Consider the following 26,698-nt stretch of genomic DNA (forward strand, 5'->3'; position numbering starts at 1 on the left):
GGATGACGTATGTTCGATATCCAAGCTTTGAGAAAAGGAAAATGGCGATACAGCGACCGGCTGTACAAATATAGCGGCGCTTGCTGAAGTGCCGAAACTCCCAAACTCACGTCATTCCGGGCCTGACCCGGAATCCAGTGTGCGAGGGGCTTACGCTCCGTCGTTATCATTCTGCCACCCTCCGGGCTACCTACTCAGTTTGAAAGGGAGCCTGAAGTTTTCATTGAGGGTGTAAAGAAGGGAAGGTTCAGGGACGCTTGTTTTCTATCTGGCAGGCAAAAATCGCCTTGACAGAAATACTGCGTCCAAAACCCATAGACACTTAGGAGATTGAAGATGATTGAAGTAATAGACCAAAGTTGCGTGGGCTGTGGAGCTTGCGTAAAAGCCTGCGCCTATGACGCCATCAGGATAGAGAACAAGCTGGCAGCCATCGACACAGACAAATGCACCCTCTGCGGCGCCTGCGTCCAGACCTGCCCTTTCAAAGCCATCGTGATCCGCAAAAAAGGCGAAGTCCAGGCTGACATCCATGAACACCAGGGCATCTGGATTTTCGCCGAGCAAAAGGACGGGGCCATCGCGCCCGTGGTTTTTGAACTGCTGGGCAAAGGCCGCGACCTGGCTGACCAGATGGAAGCCGAGCTCAGCGCGGTGCTGCTGGGATTTGAGGTCGAGGGCCTCGCCGAAGAGCTGATCGCCTTTGGAGCGGACAAGGTTATCGTGGTGGACGATCCCGAACTGAAGAACTTCCGCGACATCCGCTATGCCAAAGCGCTCACTGAACTGGCCCGCAAACACAAGCCCGCCGTGATCCTCGCCGGCGCCACAGTTACCGGCAGGTCATTCATTCCGCGGGTGGCTATCCAACTGCATACAGGCCTCACCGCCGACTGCACCGGCCTGGAATACGACTCCGAAACTGGAAACCTGCTCCAAACCAGGCCTGCCTTCGGAGGCAACATCATGGCTACCATCGTCACCTCCAATCACCGACCCCAAATGGCCACCGTGCGCCATAAAGTGATGAACGCCCTCCCCCGCGACGACAATCGCTCGGGAATCGTTATCCAGGAACAGGTGGCCTTTGAACTGGACGAGGAAGACAGCTCCTGGCTGGGTTTTGAGCCGGAAGCCTCGACGCTGGTGAACATTACGGAAGCCAACATCATCGTCTCCGGCGGACGCGGACTCAAAGACGCCAAAAACTTTGCCCTGCTGGAAGAACTGGCTGCCGCCCTGGATGGAGCTGTGGGGGCTTCACGCGCCGCGGTTGACGCCGAGTGGATTCCCTATTCCCATCAGGTGGGGCAAACCGGAAAGACCGTGAAGCCAACTGTTTACATCGCATGCGGAATATCCGGGGCCATTCAGCACCTGGCCGGAATGTCCTCCGCCGACTACATCATCGCCATCAATAAGGACCCCGACGCTCCCATTTTCAAGGTGGCGGACCTGGGCATCGTGGGCGACCTTTTTGAAGTGCTGCCCGCCCTCACCAAAAAGGTTAAGGAACTGCGCGGATAGACCTTAGCCAGCGCGCTCGAAGCCGTGAGCCTGTCCGTCTGCGAGATTTTTTACAGCCTGCAGGGCGAATCCAACTTCGCTGGCCGTCCCTGCATTTTTGTGCGCCTCAGCGGCTGCAATCTGCGCTGTTCATACTGCGACACCCAATACGCCTGGGTCCCGGGCAAAGAGATGGAGATTGGGGAAATACTTTGCGAGGTCCGAAAATTCCCCACCCGGCTGGTGGAAGTCACCGGAGGCGAACCGCTTTGGCAGGAAGATACTTACTCCCTGTTGCGGGACCTCTGCAAAGAAGGCTATGCCTGCCTGCTGGAGACCAACGGCTCACTCTGGCTGGAGGACATGCCGGATGAGGTGATCCGGATTATCGACGTCAAATGCCCTGGCAGCGGCTGTGGCGATTCCTTCATGAAATGGAACCTGAAACGGCTCAAACCCCGCGATGAACTGAAGTTCGTGCTGACCAGCCCCTGGGATTACCGCTTTGCCCTGGATTTCATAGCAGCTAATACCCTGCAGGACAGAACCATCCACTTTTCGCCCGTCACCTCCGTTCTGAAGCCGGAAACACTAGCCCGATGGATGCTGCGGGATGGCGTGACGGCAAAACTGCAACCGCAACTACACAAGATTCTGGACCTGAAATAGCATTCTGCAATCAGAGAGTCGCGCTGTTTTGTTACCCACTATGGGTGGAAGCAGCCATCATGATTTGCTCAATTCCTTGAAAAATTGTCAGATATGGCAGGGTTTGACAATATCATAGCGTACCTCTTTCACCGGTATGGGATACGCTTTCTTGGCAGGGGATTTGTCCTCAGATTTTCAAGTCGATAAAATCCGTTTCCACCTGATAGCCGTTGTCCCTGATCACCGGAAGCGCCAGCAAGGCTTGTTTGTATCTTTCCAACTGGCCTTCCTCCCTGCCGGTGCCGGTCTTGTAATCCAGGATCAGGGCGCGTTTATTCGCCGTATCCAGCAAGAGGCGGTCGATCCGGAGTTCTCTGCCCCTGTGCCAGAGCGAGAACTCGGTGAAAACCTTGTCGTAGCCGGAAGGGAACACCTGCTTGGTGGGCAGGTTTGAGCGCAGGATCTCTATCCGGGTCTGGATGGTTTCTCTGGTGAGTAGCGAACCGAAGCGCGCCAGGCACTGTTTGCCGGCGTATTTATGCTCAGCGGGCTGGTCCTGCTTCACAAAGCTGAGATAGTGGTGGGCGAGGTCGCCGAAAAGGTTCTTGCGGTCTTCCAGCCAAATCTTTTTCCAGTTTTTATGCTCGTCGATCTCGTTGCGCTGAAGGCCGGCAAAGCGGTCGGTTTCACGAATTGGCAAAACACGGGTCAGCGCTTCCACGGTGACTCCTTCGGCCTTTGGTTCCCTGCTTTCCCCTTTTTTGGGTTGAATAGGAGTGGCCGGCCAAACATAGGTCCCATTTTCCTTTGGGACCACGGTTTCATCCTTGAAGAATTCCTCCGCGGCGGCCGCCACCAGCACGGGAAGATTCAGTTTTCCGGTTTTTCTATCCTCCACATACTTATCCCAGCCATCCTTGCCCTGAAAGGCAAAACAGAGATGCAGTGCGGTTTTGGCGCGGGTGAAAGCCACATAGAGGTTGTTCATTTCCTCCAGCATTTCGCGATGTTCGCTGTTCTCAGCCAGGGCTTTGTGGCTGGAAGCCTTGATCACATCAGCATAGTGGTAGGTGAGCCCAAAGTCCCTAAGGTCCTGGAAATCCGCCCCTTCGAAACTGGTGTAGGCCTTGAGCTTGTCATGATCGCTTCCGCCCCGGGAACTGAGATTGTAGAAAAGAAACACCCGGTCGAATTGCAAGCCTTTGGATTTGTGGACGGTTAGCAGTTGCAATGAACCTCCGCCCTCCACAGAGACCTGCTTGAGGCTGTCCTGGCCTTCATTGTCCTCCAGATAATCCAGGAACGCGGGGATGCTCACATCTTTCTGCGCGGGGGCTAATTCAAAGTCGCGCACGAGGTTGAGGAAGGCATGAATGTTCAGATAATCGCGCTCAAAGGCCTGGGGGTTGTCTTCCTCAGCCGCGGCGCCTTTATGGGTCGGCAGACAGAGGTCTGTGAGCGCCCGGCAGGCTTCGGAGATCGATCCAGTCTGCGTTTGGCTAAGTTTGTAAAGCTCGCGCGCGAGAGGACAGACAGAAAAGTCAGGTTCTCGAGAAGCTTCACGGGCGGCGGCAATTTCGTCCGCGATTTTCTTGAGCTCAGTTGCTTCGAGCATAATGTAATTCGAGCGCAGCACCTCCAGAAAATCCAGCCAGTCACGCCAGGCCAGCCAGCGCAGCCAGGCAATGAGCGGTGAAACCCAGGCGTGATTGGGCAAGGCACTGGAAGGCTGATAGATGCTGCCGATTCCAGCGGCGTCGAGCAAAGACTGGATGGCTTCCAATTCTTTACCGGTGCGGCAGATCACAGCCATGCTTTCCTGACTGTTTTTTGGGTCATGCGGTTTGATGAAATCCCACACGAAATCGCGGTAAACGGCGTCAAGGCTTTTCCAAGCCTCACCTTTGGAACAGCAGGCGGCGCGAAACTCGATGCAGGTTTGGGGATCGAGATCCTTCATGCCCTGTTTAAGCGGTTGGTAAGGCCATTGTAAGCCAAACTCTTGCAGGCGGTTGCTGATCAGGGACGACTTGAACACCCGATTGACAAAGGATATCATTTTCTCGCTACTGCGGTAGGATGTACCCAGGGATTCTTGGTTCAGGTTTCTCAGCGCGCCAAAGATGGAACGCAGGTTGAGCAAAAGTTCGCGTTCGCCGCCCCGCCAGCCAAAGATGGACTGCTTTTCATCGCCCACCACGATCATGCCACCGAAATCCTTGGTGCCCTCGCCGCTGGTGATTTCTTCGATGATCGGCTTGAGGATGGCAAACTGGATCAGCGAAGTATCCTGAAATTCGTCGATCAGGATGAAGCGGCTGCGGTGGGCCAGGAACTGGTAAAACTCGGTGGCCACGGCTTCCACCTGCATGTCGAACTGGGGCGGGTCGGTGCTGAACAGGGCTTCCAGGGTGAACCAGGAAATGTCGTCGTAGGTCATGTTTTTGTAGCGGTAGATCAATTTGTCGTATTCAGCCAGAATGGCCGACCAGACCGAAAGAATCTCTTCCTGCTCAGGCAAAAAGTGGGTGTGGAGCAACAAGTCGGCCAAGTCTTCATTAAGCTGGGCCTGCAAATCCAGAAAGGTTTGTTTTACCCCCGTCAAGTCCTTGCGCATGAATTTGCTCATGCTGGCGATCTTGCCCTCGGGGCAGTTCTGAAACAACCTCAGATAGCCGTCGGGTCTCTCACACAGTCTGGCAACCGCCTCACGTAAACCGGCATAGCTATCTGGAAACAGGGGAAATAAGGAACGGAACTTTTGCACAACGCACTCTTCCGGAGTCAGGTCCGGCCTGTTCTGCGCCATAAGGGTGATCAATAGTTCCAGATTTTCCCTGATAGCCTTGCGGAGTCGTTCAGGCTCTTCGGCACCGCCATCCCTGAACATCCGCCACAGGGTGCCCTCAGCAGGAGTTTTGTTCTCTGCCTTCCTGATCTGGAAATGCAGCCAGCGCTGTTCTATTAGTGATTTGAAGAAGTGTTTGTATTCGTCCAGGGAAGGGCTTATCTTGCGGCTGAGCAGGCTGTCCAGCCTGGCTTTGAATTCCGGTTTCATCAGGTGCTGGAGCAGGAAAGGCAGTCGTTTTTCCACAGCTTTGATGTCGATCTCGAAATTCTCAATGCTGCGCAAGGGACGGACGATATTGCGGAACACGCTGTTGATATAGGCATCTATGGTCATCACCTGCAGTTGCCTGCGGTCGGAGGAAAGGGCGCGCAGGGCCCGGTTCAGCAATTCAAGGTCCTGATCGGTCAGTTCTGCGTCCTCGCGTTCCGGCCAAAGGCTGTCCAGCAAACCGCTCCGGTCTTTGGCGATCTCTTCGGTGGCGGGTTTGTCGTTGCAAAGCAATTCCAGATGGGAGTTTATCCTTTCACGGATTTCCGCGGTGGCCTTTTTGGTGAAGGTAAGCACCAGGATGTTGTCCAGGCTGAAATCCTGGTGTTTTCCGTAAAAATCCAGAATGATGCGAATGTATTCCAGGGCAAGGCGATAGGTTTTTCCCGTGCCGGCGCTGGCGGTGATGATCTTGCTGGAAAACCGGCTCATTCTTCAGCTCCTTTGTCCGCCCGGAAGAGGTCGGCGCGGGTCACCGAGGCCAGTTTCACCCGGTCCCCGGCTTTTTTACCGAGGGTAAATCCTTGTTCCAGAATCTGTTTCAAGTTCTCTTCCTGTTCCCCGCGCCATTCCTGGCGACGTTTGTCCGTGATCTTCCTGCCTCCGGTTTTCTGATCAAAAACCTGCCAGAACAGGGATTGCAGTTCCTTGGCCGACCAGGCTTCATCCAGAAGATAGTACAGCCACTCATAGAAGATAAGCTGCTCGTCGTCGCCTTTGCCAGTTTTGAAATCCACGATGTAGTTGAGTTCGGGGCATTCCACCCTCAAATCCGCCTTTCCACTTATCCAGATAGAGTATTCTTTGCCCGCGTGGTTCACACAGACCAGCTTGCGGCCTTCTTTTTCCTCTTTGGTCATGAATTTCTCTTCCGGGATGAGCTTGAAGGAAACGCCTAGCAGCCGGGGCTTTAAAAACTCAAAATAGAACACCCGGATGGATTCGACCAGGTTGTCTGAGATAATGCTGACCAGGAATTCGTGGTTGTAGTTCTGCGGTATCTTGTAAAGGTAGAGTTGGTCAGGATCGTTCAGAATTCTGTTTAGCGTTGCCGCCAGGCCCTTAGCATCGGAAAAAGCCTGTTCCAGCTGGGGCAGGTCGGCGTCTTCTTTGGCCAGGGGCAGAAGCACTGCCGAGAGAAACGAGTGCATGATGCTGCCAAAGAGTTTGCGGGTGAGGGTTTCCTCAGGTCGCAAATCAAGTTCCGGCAGTTTGCGCAGATGCTCCAGATACCAGGCGAAGGGGTTTTTCCTGAACATGGCCAAACTATAATAACTGGTGCGGACAATTCCTTCCACGCCGAAATCCTCAGGAGGCGAACAGGGCAGGGTGAAAAAGTCCCCAGACGGCTTGGCAACACAGCAGACAGCTTGGTCGGCAAGCCCCGGCAGCCGCTCCGCGTTGGCCGCAACCGTCTCATGGCCAGCCAGATAGAGCTTGGAAATCCGCGGCGCCAACTGCGTTGGCTTCACAGCCATACCATCCCTGGCCAGTTCCGGCAGAGCGCCATCCGCCATGGCCTGCACGAGTTCCGTGACAAAGCTACCAGGCTCGATGTCGTTTTCCTGGTCCCGGTAGCTGAAAATCACGCAGCGCCGGCTGGTTAGCACGGTGCGCAGAAAATAGTAGCGCTCACGTTCACGGAGGTCGGGATAGCTTTTCAGGCCTAGGCGCGCACGTTGGTTTTCGTTAAGCAGCCAAACCGGGCTTGGATTGGAGGGTATTTCGCCTTCGATGGCGTGGAAAAAGTAAACGCTGTGATGCTGCAGATTTCTCAGGTCCAAAAGGTTGCTCACCTCCACCCGGGGTTCAGCCTTCAAAGCCTGATGAAAGCTGAATTTGCCGCTGCCCAGGGATTCCAGGAACAGTTGCAGAACCGCCGCGGCCAAACTCGCTCCCTCACAGCCGAAAAGTCCCTTCCAATCATTCACGACGCCCAGGGTTTCCAGGCTGGCGAAGTTGGCCAGGCGTTCGTAGAAAACATCCATGATGTCGCTGTGCAGCAGTTCTTCTTCACGGCATAGGTCTTTTATCCGCAGCCCATTGGGAGCGTCAACCAGGCCGATAAAGTCTTGCGGCCTGCTTATCAAGCTCAGTTGGCCAAGCAGGGCGAAATGTTTCGGCAGGATGTTTCCCAGATATGGAAAGCCTTGCTCGCGGTGCAGTTTGTCCAAAAGCTGCAAGTCCCTGTCCACATAGAGGATATCCTTTTGCAGCATGTATCTCAGCTCTTCAAGAAGCGGTGCCTTATCTTTAACCGCCAGACCGTGATAGCGCAGAAAAGACTCTTGCGCGCAGGCGTCCAGAATGAGCCGCAGCGGCAGGAAAGCGCCTTCCAGAGTGGCCTCCATCGCCTCCAGGTGCTTTTGGAAAACGAGCAGCAACTGATAGATGCCGCTGCCAACAATGCTTTCGGAGCGCGGACACGAAAAGCGGGCGGGATCGAAAAGGTCACGATAGTGGGCTTGGCTGAAGTGGCTGTCCACAATCACCGCCTCACCATCTTCCCCGCAGGCCTGGCCATGGTTGGCGAGGAAGGCCAGAACCATCTGTTCGGCGTTTTCGCATTCAACGATTTCCAGATGGCGGATGTTGTAATCCCCCCCCTTCAAGCCGGCCAATTCGATTCGGGGCGGCTCCAGGTCACGGGTTTTTTCCTCCTGGGACTGAACCAGCGCGACAACCTCGTTTCCCGCTTGCTCCAAAGCGTCCAGCAGCGCCTTTTCCAGCCCGCTGTAATAATATTGGTTCACAAAAACCACTTTCCTGCCGGAATAAGGAACCTGGACGCCGGCAGCTTCCCAACTGAAGATGGGATCGCTGAAGTCCAATTCTTCCAATATGTTCCGGTAGCGACCGCGAATCTCCAGAACTCGGTTCAGATAGTCTTCCTGCCAGTTCAGCAGCGTCATCTGGGCACGGCCGGGAAGGTCCTGCAGGATTTGGCTGTCCACCCTTTCGTCACACAGCTCCTCGAAAAACTGGAAGAAACTCCCTCCCCACTCCACGATGTCGAAATAGCCGTTGATGTGGAAGTAGGCGCGATCCTCCTCCGACAGCGCCTGGTAGAGGCAGAGCAGGCGTTTGTCATCACTAATCCGCGGCAGCGGGGGCAGCAGCAGAGCGGCTTTGAAGTCCTCCATGGCCACAAAATCGCAATCCTGTAAGGCCCAGCCTTCCAGGAAGCGCCTCCGGGCTTTGGATGCGGAGATGCGGGTGGGAAAAACCAGGATGCAGCCGTCGGTGACCTGCCCTAAAGTAGCTTCGATCAGGTCCTTACTGAAAGGGACATTGATGAGGGTGCGCAAAGAAACCTCCACAATAGCTTTTTCGCACGCTCGGGCCGGGCTGGTTTTCTGTCAAGCCGAAATCCTTTCAATCTCAATGACGGAGGCTTCTGATCGGCCTGGTTCAACTTTCCTGCCTTCTTCCGCCTCTTAACAAGCCATGCCTGGGACGAAGGCCGGGCAAGCTTGGTGGTTAAGGCCCGCTGGTTTCGCCCTCACTCGCCTCCCGCAAGATGGCCGCACCTGATGCGGGCATTGGGCGGGTGGTTCAAAGCGGGCAGGTTTGAAAGGGCTAAGGACCAGCTCAGCTGGGGGCATTCAGGAAGTTTTTGAGGGACATACAGCCCTCAAAGGACAGTCGGGGCAGAGCGGGGCCTTTTTGCAGAAGTCTTTGCAATGGAGGACGATTTGGGCGTGGAAATCGTTGTAGAGGGGCACCTCCGCGGGAATCCGGGCGCAGATGTAGTCCTGAAGCTGATGGTAATCCAACTTTTCAACGGGATAGCCGAGACGCGACAAAAGCCTTTTTGTGTAGGCATCGACTACGAAAACGGGCAGGCCGCCGGCATAAAGCAGTATTGAATCGACCGTTTCCGGACCTAACCCTTTGATGGACAGCATCCTGGCACGCAGGGCGGACAGCTCCTCCGAGAACAAGATATCCAGGTCGAAACCGCAGGTATCACCGAGAAAACGGGCAAACTCCTTGAGGCGCAAAGCCTTCTGATTGTAGTAGAGAGTGGGGCGGACGAGGGTGGCAAGCAATTGCAAATCAGCCAGATGGATGTCCCGCAGGGTGAGGATGCCCTGTCCGGCAAGCGCTACCAAAGCCTTTTCAACGTTGCCCCAGGCCACGCTTTGGGTGAGGATGGCGCCGATGATGACCTCATCCTGGGTCTGGGCAGGCCACCAGCTTTGGCAGCCATTATGGCTTAACAGGACTTGGTAAAGCTCCAGCAGTGGGAGTGGCTGATTGCCCGGTCCAGTCATGGTTTGCAAATAAATGATGTGACGATTCAGCCTCCGCTGACGAAGGCTGTGGCCAGGGTGGCTTTGCTGTTGTGATGGAAACCTGTGATTCCGGGCGCTTTCACGAGCGCTTCAGCAGCAGTGTGCAGTGCGCCGCCATCCCGGCACCACCGCCCGAAACGCCCAAACCCTCTTCAGTGGTGGCTTTCACACTCACGTTGTCCCGGCTGGTATTCAGGTCCAAAGCCAGGTTGTCCCGTATGTCTTCTATGTATGGGTTTAACTTGGGGCGTTCGGCGCAAACGGTGCAGTCGAGATTGGCCAGCGCCCAGCCGCGTTCACGCACCATGGCGAAAACGCGGCGCAGCAAGTCGCGGCTGTCGGCACCGGCAAAGGCGGGGTCAGTATCTGGAAAATGCGAGCCGATGTCACCCAGGGCCAGAGCTCCCAGCAGGGCGTCGATCACGGCATGAACCAGCACGTCGGCATCGGAATGACCCAGCAGCCCAAGATGAAAAGGAATCCGCACTCCGCCAAGGATGAGTTTGCGTCCCGGCGCCATGGTGTGAACATCGTAACCCTGGCCAACGCGGAACATGGCTCAATCCACTGTTATTGATTTGGACACGTTTTTTGGCACATCCGGATGCACTCCGTGGTCCTGGATGTTCAGCTTGTCCAGTTTCTTCATCTTGCGGAGGCTCATCTTGAGGGCAAGCATTTGCAGTGCCACGGTGGCTGAAAAGCAGGTGAGAAGGCTGTCCCCGGTCTTGGGAAGCATCACGTAGCCCCAGCCGTAGCGGCCTCCCTCGCGGGGATTGTCGCTGGCGTTTTTCAGCAGGCGTTCGTCTTCCTCGGCGATCACATAGGTGTTGGCGCCACGAATCTTGTGGGTATTTATTTGAGAGATAGTGAGATTCACGTCCCGCGGGTCTGGGCCGGTGACATAGATAAGCGGATAATTACGGTAGAGGGAATCGAAGAAATTGTGTCCTTCAACCGTGGCGCGGAATAGCTTGTCTGCCTCAGGCGACAGATTGAAAGGCATATTGCCGGTGAATATATAGTCCACCAGGGCGTTGTTGATGGCCCGGGTTTCCCTGCGGCTGATATTCTGCTCTTCGGCCTTGATGTACAGGTTTTCCACCACTCCGCTTAAAGCGCGCATGAAGCTGCGCAGGTGCTTGAATCCGTAAACTGTGTTCTTTCCGATAATGGTGTTCGGGCCGTGCTTGAATTCCGAAGCTTCGCGTCCCTCAGCATGATTGAGAACGGTTTCGCGGATTTTGAGGGCTCCTTCCATCGCCACGCCGCTGATCTTGGTGGCCAGGATGTGCATCGAAGGTTCCATATATATCTGAGCCGCGATGGAGTCAACGATATCGGATGTGTTTTCCAGGGTTTCCTTGATCAGGAAGGGAATCTGCTGCAGCGTCTGTTCCCGGGCTTTAAGGCTGGCCAGTTGTTTCCGGCGCTGTTCTTCGGTTTCGCAATCCAGTCCTTCCTCAAGTTTCATCCTGGCGGTGCGGATGGCCAGATAGTAAATCAGGGTGATCTGGTTCATGAAGCTCTTGGTGGCGGGCACTGCGATTTCTGGTCCGCAGAGGATTTGGATGGCGAGGTCGCCTTTTTCCAATCCCAAGGTGGAGTTCAGGTTGTTCACCAACACCACTTGGGAAGTTTTCACGTTGCTGGCCTCAATGTCGTTGAAGATGTCGATAAGGTCTTTGGTCTCACCGGATTGGGAGACTCCGATGATGAGGTCGTTATCCTTTATGCATTGGGAATATCCGCCGCGGAAATCGCCTGGAAGGATGGGTATGATCTCCACTTTGGCGATTTCGTTGAAAAAGAGGGCGCCGACCTTGGTAGCGTTGTAACTGGTGCCGCAGGCGATGGAATAGGCATTGCGGCTGTTGATTATGGTGTTTTTCACCCGGTCCAGAAATCCCTGCACGCTGAGCTCGAATTCCTGCACGCTGTGGCTTTCGGAAACCGCGTCGAAAGCCTTGGCCAGGATAAGCCGCCGAATGTCATACTCCGGGCCGATCAGGTCGATGAGGGTGTTTTTGTCGTTGGAAAAGAAGTACTTCTTTTCAAAATCCTCCTGAACGGCAACTTCAAAAATAGCGCGGTAATTGGCTTGGGCTGTTTCGAAGAAATTCGTAAATTCACTGGAAGCAAGCAGGGCATCAAAGACCATGTTCCGTTGGTCAAAATCATGGCAGTCCAAGATTTCTTTCAGCTTGGAATTGAGCAGTTCATCTAGATTTTCCTGCTGGATGAGTTCCAGCATGCGTTTGCCAGAATTCGATCCGCCTTGAAACAGCTTCACCAGCTTGCCGGTGGATTCCACCTGGGCGAAAATCTCCTGCTCCATGAAGTATTCAAATTCTGGCTGTAGTTCCACGTCTTCGGCGCGAAGCTTGGAAAGCACCGGCTTGGTATCGATCAGGTCACCGGCCACGTAGGTTTCATCGGGTGCGTTCACACGTTTGAAGCGGAGTTTCTTTTGCGCGTAAACCTTGTAATCCGCGGAGGTGTATTCCACAAACTCGCCATCGCGCAGGTTCACCAGCATCTTGGTATAGCGCAGAACCGCGGTGAGATCGGAAGAAGCCAGTTTGAAGGGTTCACCGTCAAGCTCGCCCACCCCGAAATAGAGACTGCTGCCGGCTTTGATGGCCCACATAGTCTGGGTTTTGGGATCCACCACCACCGCGGCGTAGGAACCAACGATTCTTTCCGCTGTGCTAATGATGGCCCGGCGCATGCAGGCTTTGCGGAGTTCCGCATCCTCGGGATTGCCGGCTTTGTCCATCTCGATATCGAAAAAGTGCTCCACGCTGTGCACCAGCATCTCGCCATCGTTATCCGAAAGTACTGTGTGGCCTTCTTTGCTAAGCCAGATCTTGAGTTCACGGGTGTTGGTAATGTTTCCGTTGTGGGCGCCGTAGATGTGGCGTTTGCATTTCACCTCATGGGGTTGGGCGTTGATCTTGTCCACATTGCCGAAGGTAGCCCAGCGCACCTGTCCGCAGAACAGTTTTCCACTCTGCTTCTCGATCCCGAGGGTCTTCACCAAGGTGCTGGGAGCTCCCACATCCTTGAGCAGAACGATGTTTTCATCCTCACCCTGGAACGCCGCGCCGGTGGAATCAAAACCCCGGTATTCCAAAGCCCGCAGCAGTTGAGAAGCGTATTCTCCCAGTTTCAGAGTGGTTTTGGGCAACGCCAGGCCCAGAACCCCGCAACCCAATCCCAGGATGGGCAGCGGCAACCGGATGTCCTTGAAACAGCCCGCAAGCTTGCGCAGGGCATTATTATAAAGCTTAAAAAAGCGTGGCATAATTACTTCCTTTAGATAAGATTGTTGTCCAGGATCTGCCGGGCGAAGAACAGATCTACTTCGTCGGTGATTTTCAGATTCAGGTCTGAACAGAATTTATAGCGAACTTTACCACCATTGTGTTCCACCAAAGCGGAATCATCAGTGCTCACATAGCCTTCCTGGTAGGCGCGCTCATAGGCAGCCAGGATCAACCGGTAGGCAAAAACCTGAGGCGTGAATACCTGCACCAGGTTGTGACGGGGAATGGTTTGTTCAATATAATCGCCTTTTATGCTCTTGATGGTGTTTTTTAGCCTGGCAACGGGGATAACGGCCTTGTCCTTTTGCACGATTTTCAGCAGTTCTTCGATCAGGTCTTCCGTGATGAAGGGGCGCACGGCATCGTGGATGAGCACGAATTCCGTTTCTGTCGGGCAGTTTTGCAGGGCGCAGAACACGCTGTCCTGCCTCTCGATACCGCCGCAAACCACCAGCCAGGGCTTCACGGAGTCCTCAAAGTATTCGTGAATCAATTCTTCGCAGTAGCCAAGTTCCTCTTCGGGGGCGGTTACGATGATGTTGTCCACGTGGGCTGAGTTAAAAAACTTTTGCAAGGTGTGAATGAGGATGGGAATACCGCCCAGACGTAGCCACTGTTTGCGCACGTTTCCACCCATGCGGCTGCCTGAGCCGGCGGCGGTAACTATCGCTGTGGTCATTGCTTCCATGAGTAAAAGATTCCCCTTTGTTCGCGCCTGACGCTGATTTTATGCTCAGAGTTCAACTGGCGCAGATACTTGCTGATTTCGTTGATGTGCAGTCCCAGAGTGACGGAGAGGTCTTCCGCGGTGGAAGGACGCCGCTTGAGTGTGGCAGCGATTGTTGCTTCAATATCTTCCGGCACAGGCGGAACCGCTATTTCCTGCTGCGCTTTGGCGATGATTTCCACAGGCATGTCTAGCCGGGCGCTGAAATAGTTTAAAACCTTGGTCAGGACTTCATCCCCCGCCGCTTTAACCCAGGCTTCCGCGCCGGGGCGGTCCAGGGAATTGATCTGAACCAAATCCGGCCGAATCCTTTCTATCGCTCTGCAAAGGCAGGCCATCTCATCCTCGGAATCGTTGACTCCGGCGATGATGAAAACCTCCAGCCAGATCAGGCCTTTGTAATCTTCCCGAAGCAAGGTTAGGGCTTCCACCAACCCTTCAGCCGTTAGGGCAGGATGGGGCTGGTTGATTATCCTGAAAGTCTGCTGGTGGCAGGCGTCGAGGGATGGCAGGATGAGGTCGCAGGGCAGGATTTCCTGCCGCAGGGCGGCATCGTTCAGCAGAGTCCCGTTGGTGAGCAGAGCCAGTTTGTACTCTGGATATTCGCCCTTAACAAAGCGCACGATTTCGCCGATGCGGCTGTAAAGCGTGGGTTCACCAGCACCGGAAAAGGTGATGTAATCCAGTTCCGGCTTTGTTTTCAGAAAATCCACCAGTTCAGCGGTGATCTCTTCCAGAGGAAAGAACTCCCGGCGTTCCAAGGTGAGGTGGTCAGTTATCTGAACCTCGCAATAGACGCAGCTCAACGGACAGTATTTGAAAGGAACCAGGTCCACGCCGAGGGAATATCCCAACCGGCGGGAATGGACCGGGCCGAAAAGATGTTTGTATTTCATTCAGAAGGTAGTGCCAAACTGGAGATGCGGTTCCCAAGTGCCTTTGTCAAGGTTGTAGGCATAGTCGAATCCGATCAGGCCAAAGGGGCTCTGGATGCGGACACCCGCCCCCACGCCCTTCTTGAACTTGAGGAAATTGAAATCGCGAAGCTTGTTGTAGCAATCGCCGGCGTCGAAGAAAACCTGTCCGATGATCTGGTCGCTTCCGATGGGATAGCCCAGTTCAGTGGAAAAGATGATTTCTCGGGTTCCGCCAGTATCCATCTCTCCGTCCCCGTCCTCGTCAACCCCGATCCGGCGGTCTGGGTAGCCACGGATGCCGTCAACCCCGGTGCCCCCCAGATAGAATTTTTCGTCTGGCGGAGCGTCTGTGGAAGAACCGTAGGGGGTGATGTAGCCAAAGCGCCATTTGGTGCGCAGGGTCAGCTTATACCAGAGTTCCATGTACCAGTTCACCTGGGCAATTTGTTTGAAATAATCGAAGTTTCCTCCCAGCAAGCCGCCGGCAAGTTCCGAAAACAGAGTCATCTGCGTGCCGCGGGAAGGGAAATAGATATTGTTGCGGGTGTCCCGGCTCACGGTGGCGCTCACAGCGCTGGTATAGCGCCAGCCCAGGGTGTCCAGTTCCACCAGAGTGGCATTGGTGAAGGGATCGATCATGCTATGGTTGGTGATCTCGTATTTCTTAGAATAGAGTGAATAACCCGCTACCAGCCTGGTTCGGTCAACCCAGGGCAAATACTGGCCCAGCCTAATGCTCGCGCCCCGGGTGAAAATCTTGTAGTAAAAGGAGCTCCAGTCCTTGGTTGTGTAATAGATCGACGACCCAAGCAGAATGTCGGTGTCCATCAGATTGGGATTGGTGAAGCTGAACTGAAAATCCTGGGTTTTGCCTCCGAACTCCCAGGCCAGGCTGCTCGACCAGTTGTTGCCCATGATGTTGTTCATGGAAAGCGAAAGCTGGCCCACAAAGCCGTCCTGGCTGTTATAGCCCACTCCTCCGTTGGCAGAGCCGGCGGATTTGTCAATCACGTCGATTTGGAGGTCGATGTCTCCGTTAGCGTTTATGGGAGTGTAGTCCAGCCGGATGTCAGGCTCGAAGAAGCCCAGGTTGTAGATGTTCTGCTGGCTGCGAATCACCTGGCTCTGGCGGAAATAATCCCCCGGCGCGATTTCCAGTTCCCGGAGCAGCACCTTATCCTTGGTGCGCTCGTTTCCTGTGATGTGGATTTGGCGGATGCGGGCCCGGGCACCTTCCTTCACGTTCAGAACTATGGTCAGAGTGCTGTCGGCCCTCTGTATTTCCTGGTCGATCCCTATGTATATGAAGCCTTCGTCATAATAGAGTGAATAGATCTTGTTCAGTTGTTCGTCAAACTTGGTCTGGTCGAAGGGTTCGTCAACTTTCAGGGTAAAGGTTTCCTGCAGTTTCTCGGTGGTGAAATGCTCATTGCCTGTCACTGTGATTCCAGAGAAAGTGTATCTCTTGCCTTCGGTGATGTTGATCACAAGTTCCTGGGTTTTCTCTCCGGTGGAGATAAGTTCGTGCGGTCCAACTATCACGTCAATATAGCCGTTCTTCTTGTAATAGTCAGCCAGTTTGATCAGGTCCTGGTCAAATTTATCCTGTTCGAAGCGCCCGGAGCGAAAGAGGTTCGCGGGTTTGGTTTTCATTCGTTTCAGCAGGGCGCTATCTTCAATATTCTCGTTTCCCACAAAGGTCACGGCGTTTATAGCCAGGCGTCCGCTCTCCACCACGCTCACCTTCACCCTTATCTTGCCTTCAGCGTCCGTCTGCTCGTCCAGCATCACCTTGGCATTGTTGTAACCTTTGCTATTGTATTCCGCGGTTAACTTGCTTACCAGTTCGTGCTTTTGAAAGTCGCTCCAGAAAGAGCCGACGCGCACTGTTACCAGTTCGTCCAGCTTTTCCTTTTTAACTGCTTTCATTCCCTCATATTCTATGATAGCCAGCACCGGGTTTTCCACCACGTCCACGATTAGGTTCACGCCTGTCCGGTAGGGCTCTGTGGAGATCCGGACATCCGAAAACATCCGCATCTTGTAGAGCTGCCGGATGGAACGGGCGACTTCCTCCGGATTGAGCAGATCGCCTGTGCGCAGGGTGATGGCGGTGGTCACCATCTGGGGTGAGACCGCCTTGTTTCCGCGCACGATGATATCGTAGATAGTTTCGCCTGCCGCGAACAGGCTGCCACAGCTGATCAACAGCATCAGGCAGGGCACCAGGCACCTTTTGAAAATGTGCATTTCTCCTCCCTTGGGAATTGACGCCTATTTCTGGCAAGGCCGCTTTTTCGTAAAGAGATTTTTTTGCTACCTCGCCATCTCTGGTCCCTATCAGGCTGTTATTGACAGAAATCTACCGTTTTGGAAACTTTATTGCATGACTTTGGGGCAGTGCCCAAACCATTTTGGGTAAGGAGATCAGAAATGAAACTTAGTCCGGCTTTGTTTGCCGTTTTGATTCTGGCCTTGGCTGTCTGCGCCTCGGCGGAGCCCGCGCTGGCCCGCAAACCCTGGGCTGCCGCTTCCGGCCGGAGTTTTGAAGCCCGCGCCGATTCCCTCACAGGATTCGATGTGCTATCCTACGACCTTACCTTGAATATAAACCACGCTGCCCAGCACATCAGCGGAAACGTGCTCGCCACTGTGCTCGCGGAGCAGAACCTGACGTCCATTCCCTACAATCTGGTGGGGCTCAGCGTCAGCCAAGTGCTGGTCAACGGAAATCCTGCCTCCTACACCCACAGCGGGGGAATCATCAACATCAACCTGAATATCCAGGCAGGCCAGACTTTCACCACCCAGGTCTTCTATTCAGGCAATCCACAGCTTTCACCCAACGTTTACCATATCGGCATGATCTTCAATGCCAACACCGTGTTCACCATCTCCGATCCTGATGCGGCCCGCTATTGGTGGCCCTGTTACGATCATCCCTGGGACAAAGCCATCGTCAATTTGAGCGTTACCCTGCGCAGCGACTGGAAAGTGGCGGCCAACGGCATCCGCACATCCATCGTGGACCACGGCGACGGCACCGCCACAACTTACTGGACCGGCTCACATCCAATGACCACTTATCTGGTTTGCGTCACCTGCGGCCCTTACGTTGAGATAAATCAAAACGCCGGCGACCTGCCCATCCAGAATTTCGTGATGCAAAACCAACACAACAATGCCCTGACAGACTTCGCCAACCTGCCGGACATGATTGACTATTTTTCCCAGATCTTTGGGCCCTATCCCTTTGAAAAATATGGCAACACGGTGGTGAACATGAGCACCTACGGCGCCATGGAACACCAAACCATGACCACCTTGGGCAGTTACATCATCACCGGAACCGGTGCTCACGAATTGATAATCGCCCATGAGCTTGCCCACCAATGGTTTGGCAACGCCGTTTCTTTCCTCACTTTCGCCGATGTCTGGCTTTCAGAGGGCTTCGCAACCTACTCAGAACATCTCTGGACCGATAAAACCGAGGGCTGGCAAGCCGCCTGCGATTATGTGGCCAACTACTACCACCAGTATTACATAAACTGGGAGGGCAGCAGCCCGCAAACCATCTACAATCCGTCTTTCAACAACTATTTCGCTCCTCCTTCCTACGAAAAAGCGGCATCGGTGCTCCATATGCTACGCCTCAGGCTGGGCGACGCCCAGTTCTTCCAATTGCTCCAATCCTGGTTCAACACCTATAAATACGGAAACGCCATCACCCCGGAATTCCAGGCCATGGCACAGAACATCAGCGGGCAGGACCTCAGCCAGTTTTTCAACCAGTGGATTTACAGCGCCGGCATTCCCTCTCTGGAATACAGCGTCTGGAACAACCCTGTCTGCAATTCCCCTCTGAAAATTATCGCCAAAACCGTTTCCAACACATCAACCCCATTCCATATCGATGTGCCTTTCCGCTTTGTTGACGGAGCTTTCACTGATTCCCTTCTGGTGAAGGCATCCCCCGAAGGGACACTAAATCACTTCTGGCCTGAATTGACACCCAACACTGTGCTCACGCCCAATTACCACAATTGGACTTTGCTGAGAGGCATCACAGAACTCAGCCCCGCTTTGGCGGAATGCCTGCCCTCCAACTCTTCCGTGCTCCTGGCTTGGGATTCTTTCCTGAATGACGGCAGCCTTGGCTATAACATATACCGGCGTGTGTCTGGCGGTTCGGAAGACTGGCTGCTCCTCAATCCGGAGCCGATCTCAAGCCTCAGCTTCACTGACTTCACCGCTCAAAACGGCGTTTGCTACGAATACGCCTTGTCGGCTGTGGACACAGGCGGCTGGATCAGTAAAATGTCCTCTCCGGTCTCGGCCACTCCGGTGTCTTTCAGCTTTTCCCACAATCTCCTGGTGGTGGATGAAACCCGCGATGGCAACGGCGCCAGCATCAACCCCGACGACCAGATGGTGGATGACTTTTACGACACGGTGCTGCACCCCATCCCACACGACGACTGGGATGTAGCCACCCAGGGCCTTCCCCCGCTGGATGTTTTGGGACAGTACAGACTGCTGCTCTGGCACGCGGATGACTTTTCCCAAAACCAGTTGATAGACCATCAGAACACACTCGGCGGCTACCTCCACGGCGGCGGAAAGCTGATCCTTTCCGGCTGGAAAACCGCTTCCGTGCTGTCAGCAAGCTTCCTTAACCGCTTCGGCGGAATCATCGAGCTCATCTATGACAATTCACCCAGCCTGATCAGCGCCCAGTCCAGTTCCTACGCGACGCTCAACATCGACCCGGAAAAGCTGATCCCTGCCTGGAACGGAATGTTGCCATACATTTACACTTTCAACAAGGTTGCCTACCCCATCTACACCGCGAACATGCTTCCCACGGCACAGGGCAACGGCGCTTGCGTGGCTTTGCGCAGCGGCGATCCGGATACAGGCTCTGTGTTCGTCCTTTTCGGTTTTCCGCTCTATTTCGCTCAAGCCTCCGGCGTTAGGGCCTTTTTGCAGGAAATCATCCCGGAACTCATTGACCTCACGCCGGTTGAGGATCCCGCCACCCCGCCCGCTTCCGCGGCTCTGGAAATCTGGCCCAATCCGTTCAGCGCCTCCGCTTCCCTGCGAATCTCGCTGCCTGCCAAAGGCCCGCTCAGCCTTGTTCTATACAGCCTTCGCGGCCAGGCTCTGCGCCGGATCCATGCCGGGGAAAAGGATTCAGGCATCCACAGCTTTACACTCGAATGCCGTGATGACAGCGGAAACCCGCTCGCAGACGGCATCTATTTGCTGAAGATGGAATACGCCGGAAAAACCCTGGTGAGGAAGGTCAGCCTGATAAAATAACCCACGGACAGACCGAAAGGCCCTGATGGGAGCTGAACATGACCGAAATCGCCAATCCACGCAGGATATTCCTGCTGCTGTTCTGCCTGCTGTCCGGGCTGGTTTGGGCGCAGCCGGAGTTCTTTTTCCTTAGGGGACTGCAGTTCCACAGTTCCGGCAGTGGGGAAGGCGGTCCGGACTGGATCTCTCTGGAGCGTTACAGCTATTTTTCCGACCCCCTGGAACCGCTCAGGATAAGCTTTGTCCGCTGGCAATCAGACCTTTGGGCGGACCCGGACTCAGATTACCATTACGACAACACCTTCGCGTTCCTGGGGTTGGTGAATTACGCCTCGGATGAAGTGTTGATCCGCTCCCCCGGCTATGACCACACCAACGGCAACGGCTACCGCGTGAGCCGTATCAGCAACAGCGGCTATTACTTGGAGGACCGATACACGGAAAATCCCTGGGCCGCCTTTGCCCAGATACAAATCAACTATTTCTACAATGACGACATGCTCCTGGTCCGGAAAATCCGCCGAGTCAACTGGCCTCTGGAATACTGGAAGCACGAATACTCTTTAGACGCCAGGGGACGGCGTTTGCTGGAAACCGTAAGCAGTTCTGTAGATTCGCTGAACTGGACGCCCCGCCATAGCTATGCCTACGTTTATGGCAACCAGGCTGTCCTGGACGGCTATCAGTTTGAAAAGTATAGCAGCTACGTGCCCTGGCGCTATTCCAGCGAAACCACGGAGCTGCCGCCATTTCCCTACTTAAACGACAGCCAGGTGGTCAGTTCCATCATCCACAGGGAATTTGTCGGCGGCGTCTGGAGCGAGCCTGACACTTTTGCTCTGAACCTCACTTTCTCTGCCACCGGCGCTTCCGTGGATTACCGGAATGGTATTTTCACCTGGACCAGCGAAGGTTTGCCCAAAAGCGTTGAGCTTCCTCCGGACGCGAACCCTTACCTCGGAGTCAACTTCACTTTTGACCACTCCGCGAGTTCCGCAGCGAGCGAGCCTCTGCTGCCCGCAGTCCCATCTCCGCGGGTAAGCCCAAATCCTGTTCAGGACAAAGCTTGGGTCAATCTTGGCATCATCCCGAAAGGGCCTGTTCGACTGCTGATTTTCAATCTACGCGGACAACTGATGCGTGAGGAAATCCATCCCAACCTCGCCCAGGGAGAGAATAAACTGGAATTGCCGCTGGTGAATGCACACGGCGAGCACCTGCCCAATGGCCTCTATTTCCTCCGGATGGAATCCCGAGAAAGCTCGGAAACCTGTCGCTTCCTGGTTTTGCGCTGACCGCTACCCGCGAAAACCCTTTCCAGATGGGCATTCCGCTATCCGGGAGCATACCCAAACCCTTTCTGCATAAGCATTCCGGCTTTTCCTCCCTGACCCGTCCTTTGCCCTATCCCATCCGCCTCCTGACTACCTCCCGCTGAGTTCCCGCCTCTCAAACGGGAACACAGCGGGAAGTGAATGAGATGTGAAAGGGATGGGGCAAAGGACGAAGGCCACAGGATACCTCCTGGATTGGCATTCAGAACCTGTCGCAAACTTCTAAGTATAATGGGTAATAATAGTTGGATATTTCCTTTGGACGGTGAAAAGCAAGTTACAAATCAGCTGATGCATAGGAGAAACTGCCTTTGGGGCCAACCTAAGCCTTTAACAAGATGAGGGTTGCGACTCCGAGAAGAACGGAGGTGACGACGAGGTCGCGGGTATTGAAATGCTTGAACGTTAAAGCAGCTTCTTCATTTTGCCGCTCTCCATGTCGAAATGGATCAATTCCACCCCGGCTTCTGCCAACAACTGCTCCGCAAGGGCGTCTGGATAGGTGTTGGAGATGTAAACGGTAACGATTTCGGCGTTGATGATCATCCTGGCGCAGATGCTGCAGGGCTGATGTGTGCAGTAAAGCGTGGCTCCGCGGGCGCTGGAACCGTTCAGGCCGGCCTGGATGATGGCGTTCTGTTCTGCGTGTAGGCCGCGGCAAAGCTCATGCTGCTGGCCGGAGGGAACCTTATTCTGGAGGCGCAGGCAGCCTGTTTCAGAACAGTGACGCACGCCTTTTGGGCTGCCGTTGTAGCCGGTGGAAAGGATTTGGTTTTCCTTCACCAGCACGGCCCCGACCTGCCTTCGCAAACAGGTGCTGCGCGAGGAGGCCAGGATCGCCATTTGTATGAAATATTGCTGCCATGAGGGTCGTTCGTTCATCGTCACGTCCTTAGAGGGGATTTGCGCTCATGCTTGTCGGGGGCGGCTTTCTGTCAAGCGCCAAATCCAGAGGACGCTCTGAATGTGAAAAAACTTGCTAGAACCGATAGTATTAGAAAGGTAATAGGCAAATAACTGAGCATTTTCAAATTTCATGCTGGGGATTTTTCGGAGAAATGTGGATAACTGCCACGAGTCAATTCCTGAGAGTTAATTGCTTGGCATTACGCAAAGGTCTTTTTTATATTGACAAAATGGGACTGCGGGGGAGTTTGGCGCGCACTATCCGGTGTTGTCAACGGAAAGTGGAAAGCTCTCCAAAACAGAACAGTAGGGGGTTTCCGGTTTGCGTTGAGAATATCAATAGGGAGAACTAATGCGCACTTTTGACGCCGTTCTTCCATATCTGAAGAAGAGTTATGGAAGAATAGCCGGGGGCATAGTGATGCTGATCCTGGTGGATATTGTGCAGCTTATCACCCCCCGGGTGATGCAATACGCCATCGACAGCATCCAGGAGCGGAGAATCACCTCCACAGGGCTGATTTGGGTGGCGCTGATCATCATCGGGCTGGCTTTGGCAGTGATGATACTGCGCTATTTCTGGAGGGTTTTGATCATCGGCAATGCCTTCAGGATCGAAAAGCATCTGCGGCAGGATTTTTACAACCATCTACTGAGGCTTTCTCAGAACTTTTTTAACCGCAGTAAGATCGGCGACCTGATGGCCTATGCCACCAACGACCTGAACGCCGTGAGGATGCTCTTTGGCATGGGGCTTATCGCGGGAATGGACATCGTGCTGATGACGATCGCCAGCTTCAGCTTCATGGGCTCGATAGACTGGCGCCTGACCGGTTTGGCGGTGCTGCCGATGCCTATCCTGACCATCACCATCACGATTTTCGGCAAGAAGATGCACAAAAGCTTCTTTCGGGTGCAGAAAAGCTTCGCCACGCTCTCCGGGGCCATCCAGGAAAGCATCTCCGGGATTCGCATCGTGAAAGCCTTTGGCCAGGAAAAATCCGAGCTGGAGAAAGTGGATGAGGTTTCCTGGCAGTTTGTGCAGGAAAATATCCGCATGGCTAAAATCGCCGGCTTTTTCCACCCCTTCCAGAGCCTGGTGATCAGTCTTTCGATGGTGATAACCCTTTTCTTTGGCGGTCGCGCAGCCATCCGCGGCGACATCACTATCGGGCAGTTCATAGCCTTCTTCCAGTATCTGGGAATGCTGGTCTGGCCGATGATAGCCATCGGCTGGATCGTTGACATGTACCAGCGTGGCACCGCCTCGCTGAAGCGGCTGAACGAGATTTTCCAGACCGCCCCGGAAATCGACGACAGCGAGGCCGACCCTGCCATCAAATCCCTGCAGGGCAACATCGAAATCCGCGACCTCAGCTTTCGCTACGGTGATAATCTGCCCCTGATCTTCGACGGTATCAGCACCTCGGTCTCCGACGGCAAAACCCTGGCCGTCGTGGGCCCCACAGGCTGCGGCAAAACTACTTTAATAGAGCTGCTGGTGCGCATCTACGAACCTCCCAAAGGCAGCATCCTCATTGACGGGCACCCGCTGCACCGGATTCCGCTGAATGTGCTGAGGCGCGACATGGTGCTGGTTCCCCAGGACATCTTCCTCTTTTCGGACAGCATCTCCAACAACATCCGGCTTGGGAGCCCGGAAACAAGCACTGAACAGGTTTTGGAAGCAGCCAAGCTGGCCCAGATACACGATGAGGTCATGGAATTTGAAAACAAATTCGACACCGTGATTGGCGAACGCGGCGTAACCCTCTCCGGAGGCCAGAAACAACGCGTCGCCATCGCCAGGGCGCTGCTTACCAATCCCGAAATTCTGATCCTGGACGACGCCCTCTCCGCCGTGGATACCAAAACCGAACGTTTCATCCTGGAAAAACTTATCGAGACCCGCAAAGGCAAGACCACCATCATCATCGCCCACCGCATCTCTTCAATCCAGCATGCCGACCGCATCATCGTCCTAGGTGACGGCAAAATCACCGAAAGCGGCACTCATGACGAACTGGTAGCCCTGGGCGGCCTGTATCATGACCTCTACGAAAAACAACGCATCCGGGCCCGCCTGGAAGGGGAGGAGTTATGATGCGCGGCGGACGCGGCGGCGGTTTCGCGGAAGACGACCTCAAGAACAGGGTTTTCGACAAACACCTTTACAGGAGGATGTTGCGCTACCTGTTGCCATACATGAAATGGGTGGTTATCTCGTTCCTCATCCTGATGGTGGTGGCCGGGGCAGAACTGGTGCAGCCCCTTATCCAGCAACACGCCATCGACGATTATATCGTTTCCGACAAAAACATAGCCATTTTCAACAGCGAAGCTGAGGCGGACGCCTTTCTGGCCAAATACGAACTACTGAAACTGAAGAAACTCTCACACAGCGGCAAATACTTTCTGGTGATACCAAGCAGGGAAATGAACAAAATCAACCGCCAGGATGTGGATGACCTCAACCGGCGCAACATCCTTGCCGAGGCAAAGGTGTATCTGATCAAGGACAAAGCCTCCAACGTGGCCATCCTGAATAAATATCTGCCGGAAATCAGCGCTCCGCAAGGCGGCAAAGGAGGATTGCAAGGCTGGTTCAGGCTGGGAAACGGCCAAATCGCCCTGGAGCGCGAGCAGCTTAACAAAATTCCGGGAAAGGAACGCTTCCAAGTCCGCAGTGAAGCGGCTCACAGCCTCATCTGGCTGGCGCTGGCCTTCTTTGGAATCAGCCTAATGCGCTTTGTGGCGGGGTATTCCCAGATGGTTATCACCACCACCTTTTCGCAGAAAGCGATGAACGACATGCGCCATGACGTTTTTGCCCACCTGCAGCGCATGCCGGTGCAGTATTTCGACAAAAACCCCGTCGGACGCCTGGTCACCCGCGTCACCAACGACATCCGCGCCATCGACGAGATGCTCTCTTCAGGGGTGATCACGCTGTTCCAGGACGTGCTGATGATCATTGCCATCGTTGTGCTGATGCTGTTTCTGGACTGGGAACTGGCGCTGATCAGCTTCGCCATCCTGCCCGGGGTGATCTGGGTAATCCGTGAATTCCGCAAACGCACCCGGGTGCTTTACCGCGAGGTGCGCAAGCAATTGGCAGCGTTGAACGCCACCCTGGCAGAACATATCAGCGGGCAGAAAATCATTCAGCTCTTCAACCAGTATTTCCACAAGCGGGATGAGTTTTCACGCATCAACCGGGAATACTTCAACACTTCGCTGAAGCAGATGAAGCTCTTCGCCTTCTTCCGGCCTATCATCCACGTGAGCAGCCAGATCGCGGTGGCCCTGATCATCTGGTACGGCGGCGGGCAAATCCTGCGAAACGCCATCACCATCGGCCTGCTGATGGCCTTCACGCAGTACATCACCAAGCTATTTCAGCCCATCAACGATTTCTCGGAAAAATTCAACGTGCTGCAGGGTGCTTTGGCAGGCGCAGAGCGCATCTTTGACCTCATGGACCAGGAACCGGAGGATTACCGCGACGACTTGACCTGCGACGTGAAGCTGAAAGGCGAAATCGAGTTCCGAAACGTCTGGCTGGCCTACAATCCGGGCGAATGGGTGCTGAAAGACGTGAGCTTCAAGATCAAGCCCGGCGAAAAGATAGCGCTGGTGGGCCACACCGGCAGCGGCAAGACATCCATCGTAAACCTTGTCCTGGGCATGTACCCCTTCCAGAAAGGAGAAATCCTGCTGGATGGGAAGCCGCTCTCCTCCTACGCTTTGGCAGACCTGCGCAGAAACGTGGGCATCGTTCAGCAGGACGTGTTCATCTTCAGCGGAAACATCAGGGACAATATAGCCCTTAACAACACCGCGCTCAGCTGCGAGCAAATCATCCAGGTGGCCAAGTATGTGAACGCGGATAAATTCATCAGCAAGCTGCCCGAGGGTTATGACGAACCGGTTATGGAACGTGGCGCCACCCTCTCCACCGGGCAGCGGCAGTTAATAGCTTTCGCACGCGTGCTGGCTTACGATCCCTCCATCTTTATCCTGGATGAGGCGACCTCCAATATCGACACTGAAACCGAACTGCTGATCCAAGACGCCTTGGCCAAACTGATCGTTAACCGCTCTTCGATCATCATCGCCCACCGCCTTTCCACCATCCAGCACGCCGACCGGATCATCGTTCTGCACAAAGGCGAAATCGTGGAGGAAGGCTCACATTTTGATCTTTTGGACCAAAAAGGCCTCTACTATGACCTCTACCGGCTGCAGTACACGTAAAGCGTTTCATAACGCCATATCTGCAAATGAGTTGGGTTGATAATATGTTCCTGCCAATGGAATGAAACTTGCTTTTATGGTAACATCAATGAAAAAACTGATTGACAGGAAACGCAGATCAGTTGTTATTGCATAGATAAACTATCCCTTGATTCATAAGGAGGATCAATGAAAAAAAGATGGCTTGTAATTCTGGCCCTGACAATTGTCGCAGCCATGTTTGCCAACGGCAGCCGCTACGAAGTGGTGGCATGGCAGGAAACCTTTGAAGACGGTGCTGCCGGATGGACCCACTTTGATGGTAGCGTCCCTCCCAACAACTGGCATATCCAT

General features: G+C 54.3%; 15 protein-coding genes. 6 read left to right on the plus strand and 9 right to left on the minus strand.

The window, feature by feature from the left end:
- Positions 1 to 336 precede the first annotated feature (336 nt).
- Complete coding sequence (locus tag GX466_06130; GenBank protein NLH93779.1) at positions 337 to 1,527, plus strand: electron transfer flavoprotein subunit alpha; 1,191 nt, start codon at positions 337 to 339, stop codon at positions 1,525 to 1,527.
- Between the two features lie 24 nt (positions 1,528 to 1,551).
- Entirely contained in the window at positions 1,552 to 2,175 is a 624-nt protein-coding gene (locus GX466_06135; GenBank protein NLH93780.1) for a radical SAM protein, read from the plus strand.
- Between the two features lie 169 nt (positions 2,176 to 2,344).
- On the opposite strand, the gene GX466_06140 is transcribed toward GX466_06135, so the two are convergent.
- The 8 genes from GX466_06140 to bamA form a co-directional block, all read right to left on the minus strand.
- Entirely contained in the window at positions 2,345 to 5,707 is a 3,363-nt protein-coding gene (locus GX466_06140) for a UvrD-helicase domain-containing protein (protein ID NLH93781.1), read from the minus strand.
- Positions 5,704 to 8,583, minus strand: a complete 2,880-nt coding sequence (locus tag GX466_06145; protein NLH93782.1) for a PD-(D/E)XK nuclease family protein — start codon at positions 8,581 to 8,583, stop codon at positions 5,704 to 5,706. The genes GX466_06140 and GX466_06145 overlap by 4 nt, the downstream gene beginning before the upstream one ends.
- A 297-nt stretch (positions 8,584 to 8,880) precedes the next feature.
- Positions 8,881 to 9,552 carry an endonuclease III domain-containing protein gene (locus GX466_06150; GenBank protein ID NLH93783.1) on the minus strand — a complete coding sequence of 224 codons (672 nt, stop codon included), beginning with the start codon at positions 9,550 to 9,552 and terminating at the stop codon, positions 8,881 to 8,883.
- A 100-nt stretch (positions 9,553 to 9,652) separates the two neighbouring features.
- Positions 9,653 to 10,129 (minus strand): 2-C-methyl-D-erythritol 2,4-cyclodiphosphate synthase, encoded by a 477-nt coding sequence (locus GX466_06155; GenBank protein NLH93784.1) that lies wholly within the window; start codon positions 10,127 to 10,129, stop codon positions 9,653 to 9,655.
- A gap of 3 nt (positions 10,130 to 10,132) precedes the next feature.
- On the minus strand, positions 10,133 to 12,880 hold the full coding sequence (locus tag GX466_06160; GenBank protein ID NLH93785.1) for an SIS domain-containing protein: 2,748 nt from the start codon (positions 12,878 to 12,880) through the stop codon (positions 10,133 to 10,135).
- 11 nt (positions 12,881 to 12,891) lie between these two features.
- Entirely contained in the window at positions 12,892 to 13,590 is a 699-nt protein-coding gene (gene ispD, locus GX466_06165) for a 2-C-methyl-D-erythritol 4-phosphate cytidylyltransferase (GenBank protein NLH93786.1), read from the minus strand.
- Positions 13,578 to 14,525, minus strand: a complete 948-nt coding sequence (locus GX466_06170) for a radical SAM protein (protein ID NLH93787.1) — start codon at positions 14,523 to 14,525, stop codon at positions 13,578 to 13,580. The genes ispD and GX466_06170 overlap by 13 nt, the downstream gene beginning before the upstream one ends.
- Positions 14,526 to 16,796 (minus strand): outer membrane protein assembly factor BamA, encoded by a 2,271-nt coding sequence (gene bamA / locus GX466_06175; protein NLH93788.1) that lies wholly within the window; start codon positions 16,794 to 16,796, stop codon positions 14,526 to 14,528.
- 183 nt (positions 16,797 to 16,979) lie between these two features.
- Between bamA and GX466_06180 the strand changes: the two genes are divergently transcribed.
- Together GX466_06180 and GX466_06185 are read left to right on the plus strand one after the other, a co-directional pair.
- A complete protein-coding gene (locus tag GX466_06180) occupies positions 16,980 to 19,868 on the plus strand; it encodes a T9SS type A sorting domain-containing protein (protein ID NLH93789.1) in 2,889 nt (962 codons plus the stop codon).
- A gap of 38 nt (positions 19,869 to 19,906) precedes the next feature.
- Positions 19,907 to 21,163 (plus strand): T9SS type A sorting domain-containing protein, encoded by a 1,257-nt coding sequence (locus GX466_06185; protein ID NLH93790.1) that lies wholly within the window; start codon positions 19,907 to 19,909, stop codon positions 21,161 to 21,163.
- Between the two features lie 444 nt (positions 21,164 to 21,607).
- Here the strand turns inward: GX466_06185 and GX466_06190 are convergent, their stop codons facing one another.
- Positions 21,608 to 22,084 (minus strand): cytidine deaminase, encoded by a 477-nt coding sequence (locus GX466_06190; protein ID NLH93791.1) that lies wholly within the window; start codon positions 22,082 to 22,084, stop codon positions 21,608 to 21,610.
- Positions 22,085 to 22,460: 376 nt separating this feature from the next.
- Between GX466_06190 and GX466_06195 the strand changes: the two genes are divergently transcribed.
- Positions 22,461 to 24,212: an ABC transporter ATP-binding protein gene (locus tag GX466_06195; GenBank protein NLH93792.1), complete on the plus strand. Its 1,752-nt coding sequence runs from the start codon at positions 22,461 to 22,463 to the stop codon at positions 24,210 to 24,212.
- Complete coding sequence (locus tag GX466_06200) at positions 24,212 to 26,365, plus strand: ABC transporter ATP-binding protein (protein ID NLH93793.1); 2,154 nt, start codon at positions 24,212 to 24,214, stop codon at positions 26,363 to 26,365. Before GX466_06195 ends, GX466_06200 begins: the two co-directional genes overlap by 1 nt.
- The last annotated feature ends 333 nt before the right edge of the window (positions 26,366 to 26,698 follow it).

It is taken from the genome of Candidatus Cloacimonadota bacterium (assembly GCA_012516855.1).
GTDB lineage: Bacteria > Cloacimonadota > Cloacimonadia > Cloacimonadales > Cloacimonadaceae > Syntrophosphaera.